Raw genomic sequence first — 19926 nt, 5'->3', positions numbered from 1 at the left:
AGAAGTGAAACGCCGTAGTGCCGATGGTAGTGTGGGTATTACCCATGTGAGAGTAGGGTGCCGCCAGACTTTTAAATATAGAGAGCCCAGCAGCAATGCTGGGCTTTTTTGCTTTTCGGTATTTTATTTTAGCGACCTTCCTGCATTGATTTGTAACTATTTCTCTTTATATCTAAAAGAAGGCAAGTAAAGGCGCAATTTCCACCTCAAACATCAGAAAAATTATTGTTTCTCAATAAATAATGTGAATGTAGGTCAATGAATTTTATGATTAGTAACAATAGTAGAAATCAAAGTTTCTTTAGAACGTTTAATGTCATTGATGACTTGAATCTTGAAGCATTATACATAGATATTTGGACAAGTTAGCTCAATACCATGACTATCTGTTAAAAATGTGGTTTGATAATAGATCGGAATTTATTGGAAGGGTCTTTACCAGTTAGGCAAAATTATATGATATAATTGTTGATTATATTTAAATCATTAGGCCATGTCAAAACAGCTATATTGAACAATTTGATTGTACTTATTGCACTGAAGTATTCTATTTATATCTTTTAAGCAACCTAGATCAAGCAAAGAGAATAACCGAAGAGTAGCTCTCATTTATAATACTAAAATGTTCAATAACGCATTAATTAATATTCCATTGAATATAAAACACGAAAATATGCTACATCAATTTCTACGTTAGTTTTGTACTAACTGTGGGTGTTACTATTTTTTCTTTTTACTCATTATAGTGGTTTAAAAATACACAAATATATAAACTTATTGATAGTATCATGACTAATACAGTGAATTGATTCAGTGTTCCTGTTATTATGATTTATAGTTTTCACTAAAAATAATACAGTTATTGAATGTACAATAAATTTTACCCATGGATTATTAGTTTACGGTTAAAAACCATACCTCTTTCTCTTTCTGCGATATTAGTCGGTAATGCACTAGCTTATTGGCAACATCAATTTAGTTTTTGGATACTACTGTTTTCATTAATTACAGCATCATTGTTACAAATTCTTTCTAATCTAGCCAATGATTACGGAGATGAAATTAAAGGTAGCGATCAAAACAATCTTACTGCCCATAATCGAGGTATACAATTAGGCTTAATTACACTTAAGCAGCTAAAAATAGCGCTATGGATTAATATTTTTTTATGTATTTTATTTGGGCTGATTTTGCTTATATTTGCCTGTAATAATATTTATGAATTATTTATTTTTATATTATTAGGATTATTATCTATTGTTGCCGCAATAACTTATACCATGGGTAAAAAACCTTACGGCTATATTGGATTTGGCGATCTATCAGTACTTATTTTTTTTGGTTTGATTGGTGTCATGGGTAGTTTCTACTTGCAAACTAAGGTATTCTCTTTATCCATTATTTTACCTTCTTTAGGCTGTGGTTTGTTATCCGTTGCTGTGCTTAATATCAATAACCTTCGTGATATAGAACTAGATCGAAAAAGTAATAAGCGTACTTTAGTGGTAATGATTGGTAAATGTATGGGGCGATATTATCATTTATTGCTATTACTCATAGCATTTTGTTCGCTAAGTTTATTTGCATACAATAAATTACAAACAATCTGGAGCGGTTTGTTTATATTAACATTACCGTTATTTATTAAGCATATTTATATGGTTTTTCAATTTAATACGCACAAAGAAGGGGTACCTTTATTATTACAGATGGTCAAACTTGCTTTATTGACTAATTTACTTTATTGTTTGGGGATTATTTTGAGCTAGTTCACGTTTATTTAATTTTAATATCATTTTACTTGGCATTAGCGTTATACTAAATAAACTTATATATCACAGCAAAAGGAGACTTGATAATGGAGTTTGATACTTCAATTCTTTGCGATTATTACCCAGAAGATGTTAACGTAGTTGAACCAATATTTAGTAATTTTGGTGGCGTAGCATCGTTTTCAGGTCAAGCTGTAACAGTTAAATGTTTTGAAGATAACGGCTTACTATACGAAATTTTGCAATCAGACGGCTCAGGAAAAATCCTTGTTATTGATGGAGGTGGCTCTGTTCGTCGAGCGCTAATTGATGCAGAGCTAGTAGATATTGCTGTTCAAAATCAATGGGAAGGAATAATTATCTATGGTGCTGTTCGCCAAGTTGATTATCTAGCTGAAGCCGACATTGGCATTCAAGCTCTAGCAGCTATTCCTGTTGGTGCTGAAGATCAAGGCATTGGTGAAATTGATATTCGTGTTAATTTTGGTGGAGTGACTTTTTTCTCAGGTGATTTTGTCTATGCTGATAACACAGGTATCATCTTATCTGAAATTGCTCTTGAAATTGAAGATAAATAAAAAATAGTGTGAACCGCTGGTACTTATCGGCGGTTTTTATACTTAAACGTATAATTACCGGAAACTTTTTGATAAAAAAATCTTTAATTTTAAATCACTCGATTACGAATATAACCACCTGTTACCGTCTTTATTAAACCTTCTAGTTCCATATCTAATAATTTGACGCTCACTTCTGAAATCGACATATTTACTTGTTGAGCAATAATATCAACAGGGATAGGTTGATGATGAATCACAGCAAAAATTTCAGGATACAAAATAGAATTATTCTGTTCTTCTTTAAGCTGATTACACGAACTATTTACTACTGATAAATAACTATAATAATGCTCTAAAATATCAACTGGTTTAGAAACTAAATAAGCGCCTTGTTTAATTAAATAGTGAGTTCCACTACAGTTTTCATTGTTAATATCACCTGGTAAGGCAAATACATCTCGATTTTGTTCAAGTGCATAGCGCGCAGTAATTAACGAGCCGCTTTTTTCTGAAGCTTCAACCACGAAAGTTCCTAAACTTAACCCGCTAATAATTCGGTTCCGACGAGGAAAATAGACGGATCTGGCTTTTTCAAATGGAAAAAATTCGGACACAATAGCCCCACCTTGCTCCAAAATATCATTGGCTAAGTTTAAATTTGATCTCGGTGCAATTTTTGCTAAACCGCTGCCTAACACTGCGATGGTATGACCCGATACTTCAAGTGCGCCACGATGGCAAATAGCATCTAATCCAAGCGCTAAACCGCTGGTAATTGTTAAACCATTAATAGCTAATTCACTAGCAAAATATCGTCCCCACTGTGCTCCATATTCACTAAATTCACGACTTCCAACCATGGCTAATTGAGGTGAATGTAATAACTGCCGATTACCTAAAACAAACAACAATAAAGGCGGAGAACAAATTTGTTTAAGTAATAAAGGATAATCGTTATCACAATAAGCAATAAGATGTTTTTGTGGGTGGGGTGATTCTAACCATTGAAGTATTGGTTCTAAATGAAGATATGATGTTTCATAAAAACGCACTATTTGAACATCCGACAATCCTAGTTTATTTAACAAACAAGACACATTTTGTATGCTACTTGGTAAACCGTTAGCAAAAAGCTGTCCAATTTTTTCAAAAATATTTTGTTTTCCATATCCAACCATTGAAATTCTTAATAAGAATTCATATTTACTCATCATAATCTTTCCGCACTCGTTTTAAATGATTTAGATATCTTGAATTGATAAGATAAATACTACCAATAGCCAACAAGGGCTATTCATCAGTATGATAAATGTTTACAATGAGCAATAGTTTGAATAAACCCGAAATTTGAGGAGTAGATCGAAGAATTTATGGCTATTTTACCGGTATTACGTTTTCCTGATGAGCGACTTCGCAAAGTTGCTAAGCCTGTTACCAAGTTCACCCCTGAGCTACAAACGATCATTGATAACATGATCGAAACCATGTATGACGAAAATGGTATTGGGCTTGCAGCAACCCAAGTTGATGTACATGAACAAATTATTGTTATTGATGTATCAGAAGATAAAAGCCAAGTTTATGTGATCATCAATCCTGAAGTGATAAGCCAAGAAGGTGAAACGGGTATTGAGGAAGGGTGCTTATCGGTTCCTGATTGTCGTGGATTTGTGCCAAGAGCAGAAAAAATCAAAATTAAAGCTCTAGATCGCCATGGCAATCCTTACGAAATTGATGCCGATGAGTTACTTGCTATCTGTATCCAACACGAAATGGATCATTTAAAAGGTAAACTTTTTGTTGATTACCTTTCACCATTAAAACGTCAACGAATTGAACAAAAAATGAAGAAACTTGCTCGTGAGGAGCAACGGAATCAATAAAATTAACCGCCACAGTGATTGGCGGTTAACCTATCTAAAGATAACTATTTAGCAACAATTACCATCGCAGGACGAATTAACCGGCCATTTAAGGTATAGCCTTTTTGGATGGTATTTACTATTTGACCTGATTGATGTTCTGGTGATTCAACCATACTAATTGCTTGGTGCACATCAGGATTTAGTTGTGAATCTTCAGTATTAATCACTTCAATACCAAATTTTTTGACAGTATCTAGGAATGATTTTAATGTCAGTTCTAGCCCTTCAACAGTAGCTTTATGCTCAGGGTTGGTTTTATCTGTAGATTCTAAAGCTCGTTCTAAATTATCAATAACGGGTAATAATTCATTAGAGAATTTTTCTAGTGCAAATTTACGAGCTTTATCAACATCTTGTTCAACACGTTTACGAACATTATCAATTTCAGCTCGCGCACGAATCATGGCTTCGCTTTCATTTTTTTTAGCCAACTGTAATGCTTGTTCTAGCTCTGCAATACGTGCATCTTTTGCGTTTAATTGCTCTTCTAGACTTGGTTGCGCTGGAGCTTCTTGCTCTGTTGTTTCTTCAGCTGGTGTGTCAATGTTAGTTTCATTTTCTGACATATTTTTATCTTGCTCTGTCATAAGGTACTCCAAATAATGTAGTCGAAAACTTAGTGAATTACGGTTATTATGGGGACAATTTTTATGATTACAAGCTTATCAGTAAATTGATATGTAATTTTTTGACCTGTGACGAAAAAATACATATCGTTTATATAAAAGAATAACAAGGATATTTTATGAATACACCTTTTAAATGCATTGGTCTCATTGGGCTTCCTCGTAAATTAGAGGCAATCGAAACTCATCAAGTGCTTTATGATTGGCTTGTTAGTCTTGGTATTCATGTGCTAGTTGAAGATCGCTTAGCGGATCATATTCAATTTCCAGTTAACCATTACGCTTCGTTAGAAGCAATTGGTGAACAAGCTGACCTAGCCATTGTTGTGGGGGGTGATGGAAATATGCTACGTTCGGCTAGGTACTTGTCACACTATAAAATCAAAGTGATTGGTGTTAATCGAGGTAATCTCGGTTTCTTAACGGATATCTCGCATGAACAAGTAATTGAACAATTAAGTCCTGTTATTGCCGGTGAATATGAGGATGATCCTCGTTTTTTATTAGAAGTTTCCATTTATGATAATGGTAATTTGATTAATTCGAGTTTCGCCGTAAACGAAATTGTCGTCACTCCTAACACTGTAGCGCATATGATTGACTATGATGTTTACATTAATGAACGTAATGCGTTTTCACAGCGAGCTGATGGGTTAATTATTGCAACGCCAACAGGCTCTACCGCTTACTCGTTATCGGCTGGAGGCCCTATTTTAGCGCCTCATTTAGATGCATTAATTATTACGCCAATGTTTCCGCATTCGTTAGCAGTTAGACCTTTGGTTATCAAAGGCAATAACCCAATTCATCTTAAATTTCCAACTACTGCGCTTGATTTAAATATTGCCTGTGATAGCCAAATTATTTTACCGGTCAAACCAACGCAAGATGTGATTATTCGTCGATCTTTATATGAATTTAATTTAATTCATACCAAAGATTATGATTATTTTAATAATCTTTCGACTAAGTTAGGATGGTCGCAAAAGATGTTTTAATCTATTTTTGTAAAAAACTTTCAGGAAAGTATGTATTTTAGTATAAGATTACATTTTAAATAACCAATGTCATGATATAAACGGTGAATGATGAAAAGATAGCTGCAATCACATCATCCACCATAATACCAAAACCGCCAGGTATACGTTTATCAAACCAACGAATTGGCCACGGTTTTGCCATGTCAAAAATCCTAAATGCTACAAAGGCTATCGCAATCCACATAACAGAAAGTTGTGGAATAAAAAATAGGGTGATCCACATGCCAACAAATTCATCCCATACTATATGCCCTGAATCGTGCGTATGGGTATCATCCGATGTTTTTTGGCAAATAAAACAACCAAAAATAAAAGTCACTAAAATAAATACCCAGTATAAAGCTGGTTGTAAACCATAAAATAATAGCCAAAGTGGAATCGCCATTAACGATCCCATTGTTCCGGGCATAATTGGAGATAAACCACTACCTAGTCCTACAGCTAAAAAATGAATGGGATTGGTTAACTTTAGGAATTTTTTAAAATTTTTATTTCGTTCTTGTTTTGTCATAATCCAATATTCTTTTAAATAAAATTTGCCGACATTAAGCCGGCAAAAAGAAAGTGCCTAATTTTTTAGCTAAGCATTTAAGTATTGATTATGACAATATTATTCATCTTTGGCTAACGTTGCAACCATTACCGCTTTAATGGTATGTAGCCTGTTTTCGGCTTCATCAAAAACAATACTATGTTCAGATTCAAACACATCATTAGTCACTTCAAGTCCATTGGTTAAACCATATTGAGCTGCCATCTGTTTACCGACGGTAGTGTTCATATCATGAAAAGCTGGTAAACAGTGCATGAATTTGACATTTGGATTATTGGTAAGTTTAATAACATTTTCATTCACTTGATAAGGTGTTAATAATTTAACACGCTCATCCCAAACTTCCTTAGGCTCACCCATTGATACCCATACATCAGTATATAAAAAGTCGACGTCTTTAACTCCTTTGGCAACATCTTCGGTTAAGATAATTTTTGCACCCGTATTTTTTGCTATATCTTGGCACTTTTGTACGAGTTCGGCTTCGGGATGACAGGCCTTTGGTGCAACTAAACGAATTTCCATTCCCATTAAAGCCGCACCTTCCATTAACGAATTTCCCATGTTATTACGGGCATCGCCTAAATAGGCAAATTTAATGCTACTTAATGGGCGATTGCCTATATGCTCTTTCATTGTCATAAAATCGGCTAAAATTTGGGTTGGATGTGCTTCGGTCGTTAAGCCATTCCATACTGGTACACCAGCATATTGGGCTAATGTTTCAACGATCTCTTGACCATAACCACGATACTCAATACCGTCATACATTCGACCCAGCACGCGTGCGGTATCCGCAATTGATTCTTTATGACCGATTTGACTACCACTTGGTCCTAAATAAGTGACATTTGCACCTTGATCAAATGCACCAACCTCAAAAGCACAACGTGTACGGGTGGAGTCTTTCTCAAAAATTAATGCAATATTTTTACCAATCAAATGTTGTTGTTCTTGCCCTTGTTGTTTGGTTTGTTTTAATTCGATAGCAAGATTAATTAATTGATTGATTTCGGTAGGGGTAAAATCAAGTAATCGTAAAAAATGACGCTGATAAAAACCGTGCATGATATAGCTCCTAATAACCGTAATGATGTAAATGATTCTATTTGAATAATTATGCAAATTCAAGTTAAACATCATAATAACCCTAACATTTTACCTTTATGTTGAGATAAGTCTCAAAAATTAGACTTAATTATTAAAATAATTTTTATAATATTGCTTTTTTTGTACAAAAAAGTGTAATAAAATGACCAAATATTGTATCTTTGTAGCTAGGTAAAATTGAATTTTTATTCAAAATTCATGATAATTCATTCAAAGGATCTTTTAGTCATGCAAACTTATGCCCTCCTTATGTTACAAGATGGTTCGCAATTTATCGGGAAATCAATTGGTGCTGATGGTCAAACAGTTGGGGAAGTGGTATTTAACACCTCAATGACAGGTTACCAAGAAATTCTTACCGATCCGTCTTACTGTGAGCAATTGGTTACATTAACCTACCCGCACATTGGTAATGTAGGAACGAATGATACCGATGCCGAATCGAACCAAGTTTATGCAAAAGGCTTGATTATTCGTGATTTGCCATTATTAGCTAGCAACTATCGAAGCGAACTCTGTCTTTCTAGCTATTTAAAAAAACATAATGTTATTGCCATTGCGGATATTGATACGCGGCGCTTAACCCGTATTTTGCGTGAAAAAGGTGCACAGCATGGCGTCATCATAACAGCAACGGACAAAACGACCTTACTTGAAAAAGCCGAAATAGCTAAACAGCAGGCGATCGATTTTAAAGGATTAAGTGGGCTTGATTTAGCCAAAGAAGTGACTTGTTTGACAAGTTATATTTGGTCACAAGGCATATGGACAAGGCAACAGCAACAGCCTGCTCCAAAACCAGAAAGCCAATTACCATATCATGTTGTTGCTTACGACTTTGGTGTAAAACATAATATTTTGCGAATGTTAGTTGAGCGTGGTTGTAAATTAACTGTTGTACCAGCCAAAACGACAGCAAAACAAGTCCTTGCTTTAAAGCCCGATGGGATATTTTTATCTAATGGTCCAGGAGATCCTGCACCTTGCAGTTATGCGATTGATGCCATTAAGCAGTTTTTAAACACAGATATTCCTATTTTTGGCATTTGTTTAGGTCATCAACTTCTTGCGCTTGCTTGTGGTGCTAAAACTATCAAAATGAAGTTTGGTCATCATGGTGGTAATCATCCTGTTAAAGATCTAGAAAATAATAAGGTAATGATCACTGCACAAAATCACGGCTTCGCTGTAGATGAAGCAAGCTTACCAGCTCATTTACGAGCGACGCATAAATCACTGTTCGATGGTTCATTACAAGGTATTCATCACAATCAAAAACCGGCTTTTAGTTTTCAAGGTCATCCCGAAGCCAGTCCTGGGCCTCATGATGCAGCATCACTTTTTGACCACTTTATTGAGTTAATTAAAATTTATAAGCAGGAGCAATAATCATGGCTAAGCGAACAGATATAAAAAGTATATTAATTATTGGTGCTGGCCCAATTGTTATTGGTCAAGCATGTGAATTTGATTATTCTGGTGCTCAAGCCTGTAAAGCGCTGCGTGAAGAAGGTTATCGTGTTATTTTAGTTAACTCTAATCCAGCCACTATCATGACAGATCCTGAAATGGCTGATGCCACTTATATTGAACCCATTCATTGGACAAGCGTTCGTAAGATTATTGAACAAGAAAGGCCAGACGCCATTTTACCAACCATGGGCGGTCAAACAGCATTAAACTGTGCATTAGAGCTTGAAAAACAAGGTGTATTGAAAGAATTTAATGTTGAAATGATAGGTGCAACAGCCGATGCTATCGATAAAGCCGAAGATCGAAAACGCTTTGATGAGGCGATGAAAAAAATTGGTCTTGATACCGCTCGCTCAGGGATTGCTCATTCGCTTAAAGAAGCTTACGCCGTTCTTGATCAAGTTGGTTTTCCTTGCATTATTCGTCCATCATTTACCATGGGGGGCACCGGTGGCGGTATTGCTTATAACACCGAAGAGTTTGACGAAATTTGTACTCGAGGACTTGATCTTTCGCCAACCAATGAACTACTTATTGATGAATCATTAATTGGTTGGAAAGAATATGAAATGGAAGTAGTTCGAGACAAAAATGATAACTGTATTATTGTTTGTTCAATTGAAAACTTTGATCCAATGGGTATTCATACAGGTGATTCAATTACGGTGGCTCCAGCACAAACCTTGACTGATAAAGAATACCAAATCATGCGTAACGCTTCGATCGCGGTACTGCGTGAAATTGGTGTTGAAACTGGTGGCTCCAATGTACAATTTTCGGTTGATCCAAAGACAGGGCGATTAATTGTTATTGAGATGAATCCACGGGTGTCGCGATCATCTGCCTTAGCTTCGAAAGCAACGGGCTTTCCTATCGCGAAAATCGCCGCTAAACTGGCTGTCGGTTATACGCTTGATGAATTATCTAATGATATAACAGGCGGAAAAACCCCCGCTTCATTTGAACCGTCAATTGATTATGTTGTCACCAAAATTCCACGCTTTAATTTTGAAAAATTTGCTGGTTGTAATGATCGTTTAACCACACAAATGAAATCAGTTGGTGAAGTGATGGCCATTGGGCGTACCTTCCAAGAATCAATACAAAAAGCGTTGCGAGGGCTTGAAGTTGGCGCTTCAGGATTTGATCCTAAAATTGATAATTATGCTGATGAAAAAAATATCACCAAAATTCGTTATGAGCTCCAAGAAGCGGGCGCTGATCGGATTTGGTATATTGCTGATGCTTTTAGGGCAGGATTCAACTTAGAAGATATCTTTTTACTAACCAATATTGATCGTTGGTTTTTAGTACAAATTGAAGAGTTGGTTAACCTTGAAAATAAGCTAAAGGAACAATCACTTGCACAGCTTGATCAAGAAACATTGTGGCAATTAAAACGTAAAGGTTTTTCTGATTTACGCATCGCCAAACTGCTTAATACCACAGAACAAGCTGTTCGCGATTTACGTCATCAATATCAAATTCACCCTGTTTATAAACGTGTTGATACCTGTGCGGCTGAATTTGCAACAGATACCGCTTATCTTTATTCAACCTATGAGCAAGAGTGTGAAGCTAATCCTCAATTTAGCCGTAAAAAAATTATGATCCTTGGTGGTGGTCCTAATCGGATCGGACAAGGTATTGAGTTTGATTATTGCTGTGTACATGCGGCATTGGCACTGCGTGAGGATGGTTATGAGACCATTATGGTTAACTGTAACCCAGAAACCGTATCAACCGATTATGATACTTCTGACCGCCTCTATTTTGAACCAGTCACGCTTGAAGATGTGCTTGAAATTGCACATGTTGAAAAGCCAAATGGTGTTATTGTGCAATACGGTGGGCAAACACCGCTAAAACTTGCTCGTGCGCTTGAAGCTGCAGGGCTACCAATTATTGGTACCTCACCTGATGCTATAGATAAAGCCGAAGATCGCAAACGCTTTCAAGAAGTCGTCGATAAACTGAAATTAAAACAACCTGTCAACGCCACAGTGACCGATATTAATGAGGCTGTCATTGAAGCAGAAAAAATAGGTTATCCATTAGTGGTTAGACCTTCTTATGTATTAGGAGGTCGCGCAATGGAAATTGTCTATAATGAACAAGATTTAAGGCGTTATTTTAAAACAGCGGTAAGCGAATCAAATAATGCACCAGTCTTACTTGATCACTTTTTAGATGATGCAATTGAAGTTGATATTGATGTAATTGCTGATGGTGAGCAAATCCTGATTGGTGGCATTATGGAACATATTGAACAAGCAGGCATTCACTCTGGTGATTCTGCTTGCTCACTGCCAACCCACACCTTAACTGCAGATATTTTAGACAAACTACGACAACAAGCCAAACAATTAGCACTTGAACTCAATGTAAAAGGTTTAATGAATGGGCAATTTGCGGTGAAAGATAATCAAATTTATTTGATCGAAATCAATCCTCGTGCAGCTCGCACTGTACCTTTTGTCTCAAAAGCAACAGGTTTACCATTGGCGAAAATAGCGGCTCGCGTGATGACGGGACAATCACTTGCCAAGCAAAATGTGACTAAAGAAGTGATTCCTCCGTATTATTCGGTAAAAGAAGTGGTATTACCGTTTAATAAATTCAGTGGTGTCGACCCAATATTAGGTCCTGAAATGCGCTCAACTGGTGAAGTAATGGGAATCGGTAAAACCTTTGCTGAAGCCTTTGCTAAAGCCCAGCTAGGTAGTTTATCCAATATGAAAAAATCAGGGAAAGCATTATTATCGGTTCGCGATCAGGATAAAACAAGGCTGTTAGAGATAGCTAAACGGTTAATTACTCATGGGTTTAGTATTGATGCAACTATTGGCACGGCAAAGGTATTACAACAAGCAAATATACCATGCCAAGTCGTAAAAAAAGAAAACGAAGGGCGACCAAATATCCATGACCATATAAAAAATGGCGAATATAGCTATATTCTTAATACCACCTCTGGGCGAGCAGCTATTGAAGCCTCAAAAGTATTACGTCGAAGTGCCATTCAATATAAGGTACATTACGATACCACGATGAATGCTGCTTATGCTACAACTGCAGCGCTAGATTACGATCCGGCACAAACTGTAACGCCATTACAGCAACTTTATTGCTAATCACAAAGATAAAGACGAGTATCACTCGTCTTTAAAAATTCCATCCACAATATAATAACTTAGAAGTCATGCAATTGTTCTTAATAAACAATAAAATGCTCGTTTTTGATACAGAATAATGTTAATTTATTTGCTATATTTCAATCAATTTAATTAGTTATTATCATGGATATGATTCATTCTTCTGATCTAAAAGACATTCAATTAATTACGGCTATTTCTGCATTACTACATGACCTTGGCAAAGCAACAGTTGGCTTTCAAGATAAATTAAATAAAGGTCTTGTTGCAGCTGATCCTTATCGTCATGAATGGATTTCATTACAACTATTTTTATTGATGATTCAAGGCTGTACTACCAATCAAGCTGTATTGGAGCGTTTAGCAAATTTTACTGAATTTCAAAATCAAACCCTAGATTGGCATAAAGAATTAACCAAAATTGAATATAATGATCTCACAATATTACCAATATTAGCACAATGGATTGCTTGGCTTATAGTTTCGCATCATAGAATGCCATTTTTTGTACTCGTAGAACCAAAATATTTTAAAGGTATGCAAAATGATGATTTTGATATTTCTAAGTTAACGATAGATAGCTTTTATGAAAATTTAACTGCAGTTGAAGGATGGGTTAAAAACAATTTTAGTCAGCATCCTGCACCTGAAAATTTCTGGGAACTTCAAGATAGCGTAACAAATAGTAAACTGTGGCTACACAAACTAAATGAATATGCTACAGCAGGTTTAAATCAAGAATCATTAATACAGTTAAGCCAAGTAGATCCTTTTTTATTACATATTTCGCGCTTATGTTTGATGACGGCTGACTACAATTATTCCAGTTTGCCACCTACAGCTAAAAAGAATAATTACCAACAAACACTAATTGCCAACACCTATCTAGGTGAAGAAGGCAAGCAAACTAAGCAGTATTTGGATGAACATTTGTTAGGTGTTGCTGAATATTCAGAGAGTTTTGCTAACTTATTAACTAAAATTACTACCCAACTCCCTACAATTAATCAACACAAATATTTTACTGAACATACAACTGTCGAACGCTTCCAGTGGCAAAATCATGCTTTTGATTTAGCAAAAAGTTATCAACAACAATCTGATGAATGTGGCTTTTTTGGTGTTAACATGGCATCGACTGGCTGTGGTAAAACCTTAGCCAATGGGCGGATTATGTATGCGCTTTCAAATCCAAAACGGGGCGTGCGTTTTACCATTGCATTGGGATTGCGTGTTTTAACGTTGCAAACAGGTAAAGCATTAAGAGAAAGATTACACTTAAGTGATGAACATCTGGCGATTTTAGTGGGGGGGCGAGCCACAAAAACCTTGTTTGAACTGAGTAATGAAGAAATACAACAAAACGATTCTCCAACAAATTCAGAAAACCAAGGTAGTGAATCTATCGAATCGTTACTTGATGAATATATTGATGTAGCAGAAAGTGGTATTGCTGATTGTGAATTAGGTACTATTATCGAAGACAGTAAAGCACGGCAATTACTTTATGCGCCTATTGTGACATGTACAATTGACCATATTATTCAAGCTAGCGAATGTAGCCGAGGCGGTAAATATATTGCACCAACGTTAAGATTATTAACCTCAGATTTGATTTTAGATGAACCAGATGATTTTGATCAACACGACTTGCCAGCGCTAGCGCGTTTAGTGCATTTAGCTGGATTGTTTGGGAGCAAAGTACTACTGTCATCGGCGACCTTAACGCCAGATTTAATTGCCGGATTATTTGATGCTTACCAAGCAGGACGAAAAATTTGGAATCAAAATAACCAATATGCCGATAATACCATTGTATGTGGTTGGTTTGATGAATATGAACAGTCGATATCACAAATTGCTGATACTAAAACGTTTAGCGATCATCATCAACAATTTGTAGCAATGCGCATTCATCAATTAGCACAAAGCGCAGTTCGTCGCCAAGGGCATATCTTAGATCTACTAAATTACCAAGAAAATAAAACAGAAAACCAAAAAATTAATTATGGTGTGCTAGCTAAACAATTATTGGATCAAGCTTATCAATTTCACCAAGATCATCATCAAATTGATAAAAAATCACAAAAAAAGGTAAGTATCGGTTTAATGCGTTTTGCCCATACAGAAGATGTTATTTCACTTACCGAACAAATTTACGAACAAAAGAAGTTACCTAGTGATACTGCTTTTCATATCGTGGTTTATCATGCTCGACAACTGCTGTTATTGCGTAGCCAGTTAGAAGAAAAACTTGATAGAATTTTAAATCGCAGTGATGAACAGGCACTATTTAACCAACCTGAAATTTGTCAAGCTATAAAAGGTAGCAAGAAAGAAAATCATATCTTTATTGTGATTGGCACACCAGTCACCGAAGTCGGGCGTGATCACGATTATGATTGGGCGATTGTCGAACCATCATCCATGCGCTCTATTATTCAGTTAGTAGGGCGAGTATGGCGTCACCGACCACAAAAAATTGCACAAAAGGCCAATGTGGCCATATTAGGTTCGAATTTAAAAGCAATTGAATCTAAGTATTGTACGGATAAAGCCTGTTTTACTAAACCAGGGTTTGAAGAAGAGTCATTATTCTTGCTGAAAACCCATAAAACCAATGAACTAATTCCAGCTCATCAGTTAGTAAATATTGATGCGGTTCCACGTATTAAGTCCTGCCCTGAAGATGGGCTAACGCTAGCTGAATTAGAACATAAGGTCATGGCAGATCTTTTTGCAATTAATGCCCGTAAAAGTAATTATGTGACCAGCTATTGGCAACAAGGTTTAGCTCATCACCATTGTGTGCATTTACAGGCGATTTCGCCATTTAGAGGAAATGATAAGACACAAGATGAATATATTTGCCAACTCGACGACGATGGCGATTATCAATTTAGCTATGCAGATATCGCATGGCAAACACCAGATGAGCGCTGCGAAGATACACAAAATAGTATAATTGAATATAAAAACTGGTCATTTGATGATCCTAATATCCAACCTTGGCTAATTAATAATGTCGAGCAAGCCATAGCAAAAATAACCGAATATTTCCCAAATAAAACGCCATATCGATTAGCGAATGAATTTTGTAGCGTAAGCTTATATCGCAATTGCAGTTGGTGTTTTCATCCTTATTTAGGATTTTATGAAAAGAAAGGATAAAAGAATATCAGTTTTTATACTGAAACATATAGTTACCGGAAACTTTTTTACAAAATATCGTTAGGTGAATAATGGTTGCTAGTAAAAGTGAGGTAATTCTTTTATACTGAGCTTTGACAGCCGAATAGGTTGCTGAGAAATGTTAAGTATTTACTTTTCTTTGAAGTGAATTTTACCGCTGAATAAGCGGTCTATAAAAGTGTTAATCTCGGACAGTGTAAATTAGCTGGTTTTATTTATAGCATTGATTTTTTTTAAATTATCTTTTTTGCTTTTATAGCATATTCCTGTTAAGTATTATTTTTTCTTTGTTTCTTTCTTTTTTGTATTTTATTTTTAGATTATTTTTTGTGTTATTTGCTTGATTTTTAGCAAAGATTATTTTATTTTAATTATATTAAAATTTAAGATAAATAAGGAGGGTCAATGAATAACATATCTTGGCAAGATATAAGAAAAGTAATTTTAGATTTTCTGCAACAACGACTTGCCAGTAATAGTAATTATAAAACTGAAATGTCTAAGCTAGAAAAAGCAAAAGAGCTAGGTGATCAGGTCGCAGTGAATGAAGCTCAGCAAAAATTAGATGAATTAGCCAAGCGATTTGAATTTGAAGCGTGGATGGAAGATGCAGCTATTCGTCGTATTTCATGGCTTATTATTGCAACGCACCTCTCAAAAGGGATTCATCCAAGCTCAAAGGCTTGTAATGCAAATTACAATACACAGATAAAGCCTAATAATCTGAATAATTTAGTATCATCTGCTACAGTGAACTCTTTGCCTTTTGATGCCAGTGGCGCTGCGGCTTTAGATATATTTGGGCTTTTAAACCAAGTCGTTAAAAATGATATAACAATTTTACAGCTTATCATTAATAATCACTCTGCTGTTCAAGAAGCTTTATCTGATGATAAAAATAAATCTGCTCTTTATTTGGAAAATTTTCAGCAGTTACTTAGAGATAATTGGAGTGATGCGCAGGCTTCAGAACTTAATAAGCAATTTTTCTGGCCGAATAGTGAAGAAACTTATTTGTCACAGCATGAAAATAATTACCGCTTACTGATTCCACTACATCCTAGTGCTTTATGCCATTTAGTTTATCAAAAGATACAAACCAGATTTTCGGAAGAAAATAAAAATGCACGAGAATTGCGTAGAAAAAAAGATGTTGAGTATCAACCTTATTTTTCTTTTCATGATTTAGCCGTTGTTAAACTAGGTGGCAGTAATGCTCAAAATGCAAGCCAACTTATTGGTAGTCAAATGGGGCGCAATTTTTTATTACCCTCTATGCCTCCTAAATTTGAAAAATCCCAATTCCCATCGATTTCTAAACAACAAGAAACAATTTTCAATAATGCGCTGCAATATTTTTGTCGATTTGGTTTTAAATTACTGTTTGATATGGTTGAATCGCCAAAAAATATTGTAGAAGAACGAGATGATCGTAAAGATGCATTTGCGGTGATTTTATCTTTACTACTTAAGTTTGCTCGCTATATTCAAACTACTCAATCAGCTGGTTGGAGTCGTGATTATTCACTCAATTTTGATGAAAAACTTTGGCTTGATCCACAGCGAGCCCAATTAGAGAATGAAGAGGATTTTAAAAAGCAGTATGAACAAGGTGATTGGCAACAAAGTCTAGAAAAGCTTTTTGCAACTTGGGTTCAAAATGCTTTAAAAGAAAAATTCAAAAATATTAAACAGCAATTTGCGGATCCTGAATTTAGCGAATGGCGCCGTGAATTTAGTGCAGCGGTAAAAGCAAGTCAACGTAAAAGGGAGGTGATCTTTTAATGACATCATTACGTTATTATTTATTATTTGATCATGTCAAAATTCATAATGCTAATGCAATTTCTAGCCCATTAACGTATGGCTTTCCGGCTATTTCGGGGTTTTTGGGGGCGATTCATGCTTTAAGTCGTAAAATTGAATCAGAAAATCCTATTTACTTAGATGGCGTATTAATCGCATGTCATGAATGTGATGTGCAAATCTATAGACCTAACAATTATGCGGATTATACTTTCCGATTAACACGCAACCCACTGGCTAAAAATGGTAGTACCCGTTCAATTATTGAAGAAGGGCGAGTTCATCTGGATGTTTCATTAGTTGTAGAAGTAAAAGTGCGGTCTCGGTCTTGTTTGAATAAATCTGAAGATAAAGAAGAATTTATTACACAGATGAAGAATAAGTTATACCAGCAACGTATAGCTGGTGGATATGTAGAATCTATTGAATCGGTAGAATTATTCCCTGCCTTTAAATCTCATGATGATTTAATTAAAGCTTTGTTACCAGCATTTGTTTTAGTTGAAGCACCACAAGATTTGCAAGATATTACTGCTGAATTACAGCAACAAGATCCTAATGCTACAGCGCTTGATGCCTTGATTGAGACAGCGATATTGCATCATCATCCACAAGAAAAAGATCACTGGCAAACCACATCGGTTAAACAAGGTCGTGGTTGGCTTGTTCCTTTACATTTGGGTTATCAAGCTATTTCACCGTTATTTTCAGCGGGTAAGGTTGAACATGCGCGCAGTAATGAGCATGCTACGCAATTTGTGGAGTGTATTTATGGGCTTGGTAAATGGGTCTTTCCTTTACGCTTGAAAAAGAGTTTATCACAGGCTTTTTGGCGTTATAAATGCAGTGAATTGCAATCTAATGATGCAGAAATTTATATTATCAATCAAGAAACTAATTAAGTAAATTTAGAAAATTATAGATTAAGGAATACATTATGAGTAAAGATAAAATGACAACGGCAAGCGTACTTGCTTTTGAACGTAGTTTTGATATTTCAGATGCAATTTTTGCACAGCAAAGTAGTACGGATGCCAATAAATTATCCCCTGTTGTAGTTACTGAAAAATCAGTCCGAGGCACTATTTCAAATCGTCTTAAAAATGCAGTGGCAAACGATCCAACCAAATTAGATGCTGAAATACAAAAACCAAATTTACAAACAGTAGATGTCGCTTCGTTAGATGCCGATAAAGATACTTTGATCGTTACATGGAGCTGTAAAGTGTTGCCATTTTTAGGTAAACCATCAGTATGTAATGATATCGAATATCAAAAAGAACTAGAAAAAACAACGCAGGGTTATATTCAAACGCAAGGATTGACAGCACTAGCTAAGCGTTATGCTATTAATATCTTAAGTGGCCGTTGGTTATGGCGTAACCGTATGGCAGCAGAGCAAATTAGCCTTTCGATTACTCGAAAAGATGAAAAAAAACCAATGATTGAAGTCAGTGATGTTAAACAATATCAACTGAACTCATTTGATTATGATGATAAATCGGTGAATGATCTTGCTACACTGATTGAAGCAGGATTATGTGGTAAAGAGTTTGTTATTTTTAACGTTGAAGCCAAACTGAAAATGGGCTTAGGTCAAGAAGTCTACCCGTCACAAGAATTAATTCTAGATACTGGCAAAACTAAAAGTAAAGTATTGTATGAGAAGAACAAACAAGCCGCCATGCATTCACAAAAAATCAGCAATGCAATTCGAACTATCGATACTTGGTATGATAATGCTCAATTCCCAATAGCAATAGAACCGTATGGCTCGGTGACATCAATGGGGCATGCCTTCCGACAACCAAAACAGAAATTAGACTTTTATACCTTGTTTGATAATTGGGTATTAAAAGGTGAAAAGCCATCGCTTGATCAGCAACATTATGTGATTGCGGTATTAATTCGTGGTGGTGTCTTTGGTGCTAGTGGTAAGGAGTAAATAATATGCACTCACACTATTTAGAGCTGCGAGCTATTTCGCAAATTGAGATAACCGAGGTGGACGTGATGAATCAAGTCATGCAGTCACTGCACCAAATCTTGGTTAATCAACAAGGAAATATCGCAATTAGTTTTCCTTGTTACAATGTGCACCGAACATTAGGCGGAGTGATTCGCCTATTTGGTACCGAGCAGGAATTGCAAAAACTTAAAGCAGATATACAGCAAAAATCATCGATAAGTGATTATGCTTTATTGATGCCTATCACAACAGTACCAGCAACGATAAAAGGCTATTTGCATTTGAGTCGTGTTAATCCTAAAGGTCAGAGTGCATTAAGACGTGCCGAAAAAAGATTAACAGCACAAGGTAAATGGACACCTGAAGTGAAAAATAAAATGGTTGAAAAGTGGGGAAGCGTTCATTTGCAATACCCACATCTTCATTTGAATAGTAAAAGTACAGGGCAAAAATTTATTTTGTGGATAAAGCAAGAAAAACGCCCAGAGCCAGTGCAAGGCACATTTAATAGCTATGGATTAAGCCAAACAGCCACTGTTCCTGATTTTTAAATCATCAACCCTTTTTTTGAGGATGATTTTAACATATTGATTATTATTGATATTGAAATAGACTCAAAAAAAGGGTAAAAATTGGGAAAAGCGCAGTATGCTCTTTTACAATAAGGCACTATTGAGATAAAATTCTACTTCAATGTCGTATAGGCAGTTTAGAAATGAGTGTTTCTAGTTTTTATTAACTGAAA

16 protein-coding genes are annotated in these 19926 nt (G+C 35.6%); 12 read left to right on the top strand and 4 right to left on the bottom strand.

Features of this window, described 5'->3' with window-relative positions:
* The 3 genes from ACGH49_RS03790 to rraA all read left to right on the top strand — a co-directional run.
* Nucleotides 1–190, top strand: a 190-nt coding sequence (locus ACGH49_RS03790; RefSeq protein WP_411588271.1) for a hypothetical protein, incomplete at its 5' end; no start/stop codon positions are given.
* A 676-nt stretch (nt 191–866) separates the two neighbouring features.
* Nucleotides 867–1769 (top strand): 1,4-dihydroxy-2-naphthoate polyprenyltransferase, encoded by a 903-nt coding sequence (locus ACGH49_RS03785; RefSeq protein WP_296210073.1) that lies wholly within the window; start codon nt 867–869, stop codon nt 1767–1769.
* 89 nt (nt 1770–1858) lie between these two features.
* Nucleotides 1859–2350: a ribonuclease E activity regulator RraA gene (gene rraA, locus ACGH49_RS03780; RefSeq protein WP_065590596.1), complete on the top strand. Its 492-nt coding sequence runs from the start codon at nt 1859–1861 to the stop codon at nt 2348–2350.
* Between the two features lie 89 nt (nt 2351–2439).
* On the opposite strand, the gene dprA is transcribed toward rraA, so the two are convergent.
* A complete protein-coding gene (dprA, locus tag ACGH49_RS03775) occupies nt 2440–3546 on the bottom strand; it encodes a DNA-processing protein DprA (protein ID WP_411588269.1) in 1107 nt (368 codons plus the stop codon).
* Nucleotides 3547–3702: 156 nt separating this feature from the next.
* Here dprA and def point away from each other — a divergent pair, with 156 nt between their 5' ends.
* A complete protein-coding gene (gene def / locus ACGH49_RS03770; RefSeq protein ID WP_065605826.1) occupies nt 3703–4215 on the top strand; it encodes a peptide deformylase in 513 nt (170 codons plus the stop codon).
* A gap of 44 nt (nt 4216–4259) precedes the next feature.
* Here def and grpE read toward each other — a convergent pair whose 3' ends face one another.
* The gene (gene grpE, locus ACGH49_RS03765) at nt 4260–4844 is read right to left on the bottom strand and encodes a nucleotide exchange factor GrpE (RefSeq protein WP_034909401.1); all 585 of its coding nucleotides are present in this window, start codon (nt 4842–4844) and stop codon (nt 4260–4262) included.
* A 158-nt stretch (nt 4845–5002) separates the two neighbouring features.
* On the opposite strand from grpE, the gene nadK reads away from it, so the two are divergent.
* Nucleotides 5003–5881, top strand: a complete 879-nt coding sequence (gene nadK / locus ACGH49_RS03760) for an NAD(+) kinase (protein WP_411588268.1) — start codon at nt 5003–5005, stop codon at nt 5879–5881.
* A 55-nt stretch (nt 5882–5936) separates the two neighbouring features.
* On the opposite strand, the gene ACGH49_RS03755 is transcribed toward nadK, so the two are convergent.
* Both ACGH49_RS03755 and argF read right to left on the bottom strand, forming a co-directional pair.
* Nucleotides 5937–6434, bottom strand: coding sequence for a phosphatidylglycerophosphatase A (locus ACGH49_RS03755; protein WP_411588267.1), 498 nt, complete (start codon nt 6432–6434; stop codon nt 5937–5939).
* A 99-nt stretch (nt 6435–6533) separates the two neighbouring features.
* A complete protein-coding gene (argF, locus tag ACGH49_RS03750) occupies nt 6534–7544 on the bottom strand; it encodes an ornithine carbamoyltransferase (protein ID WP_411588266.1) in 1011 nt (336 codons plus the stop codon).
* Between the two features lie 270 nt (nt 7545–7814).
* Here argF and carA point away from each other — a divergent pair, with 270 nt between their 5' ends.
* From carA to cas6f, 7 genes are all read left to right on the top strand, one after another.
* Nucleotides 7815–8975, top strand: a complete 1161-nt coding sequence (gene carA / locus ACGH49_RS03745) for a glutamine-hydrolyzing carbamoyl-phosphate synthase small subunit (RefSeq protein ID WP_296317324.1) — start codon at nt 7815–7817, stop codon at nt 8973–8975.
* Between the two features lie 2 nt (nt 8976–8977).
* Complete coding sequence (gene carB / locus ACGH49_RS03740) at nt 8978–12193, top strand: carbamoyl-phosphate synthase large subunit (RefSeq protein ID WP_411588264.1); 3216 nt, start codon at nt 8978–8980, stop codon at nt 12191–12193.
* A 171-nt stretch (nt 12194–12364) separates the two neighbouring features.
* Nucleotides 12365–15385: a type I-F CRISPR-associated helicase Cas3f gene (gene cas3f, locus ACGH49_RS03735; protein WP_411588263.1), complete on the top strand. Its 3021-nt coding sequence runs from the start codon at nt 12365–12367 to the stop codon at nt 15383–15385.
* 426 nt (nt 15386–15811) lie between these two features.
* Nucleotides 15812–17191 (top strand): type I-F CRISPR-associated protein Csy1, encoded by a 1380-nt coding sequence (csy1, locus tag ACGH49_RS03730; RefSeq protein ID WP_411588261.1) that lies wholly within the window; start codon nt 15812–15814, stop codon nt 17189–17191.
* On the top strand, nt 17191–18114 hold the full coding sequence (gene csy2, locus ACGH49_RS03725) for a type I-F CRISPR-associated protein Csy2 (protein WP_297224431.1): 924 nt from the start codon (nt 17191–17193) through the stop codon (nt 18112–18114). The genes csy1 and csy2 overlap by 1 nt, the downstream gene beginning before the upstream one ends.
* 35 nt (nt 18115–18149) lie before the next feature.
* Complete coding sequence (gene csy3, locus ACGH49_RS03720) at nt 18150–19157, top strand: type I-F CRISPR-associated protein Csy3 (RefSeq protein ID WP_297224433.1); 1008 nt, start codon at nt 18150–18152, stop codon at nt 19155–19157.
* Nucleotides 19158–19162: 5 nt separating this feature from the next.
* Complete coding sequence (gene cas6f, locus ACGH49_RS03715) at nt 19163–19732, top strand: type I-F CRISPR-associated endoribonuclease Cas6/Csy4 (RefSeq protein ID WP_297224435.1); 570 nt, start codon at nt 19163–19165, stop codon at nt 19730–19732.
* Nucleotides 19733–19926 lie beyond the last annotated feature (194 nt).

Source organism: Gilliamella sp. BG7 (assembly GCF_046635565.1).
GTDB classification, from domain to species: domain Bacteria; phylum Pseudomonadota; class Gammaproteobacteria; order Enterobacterales; family Orbaceae; genus Gilliamella; species Gilliamella apicola_P.
The sequence above is the reverse complement of the archived record's forward strand: the minus strand, read 5'-3'. Positions and strand labels throughout refer to the sequence as shown.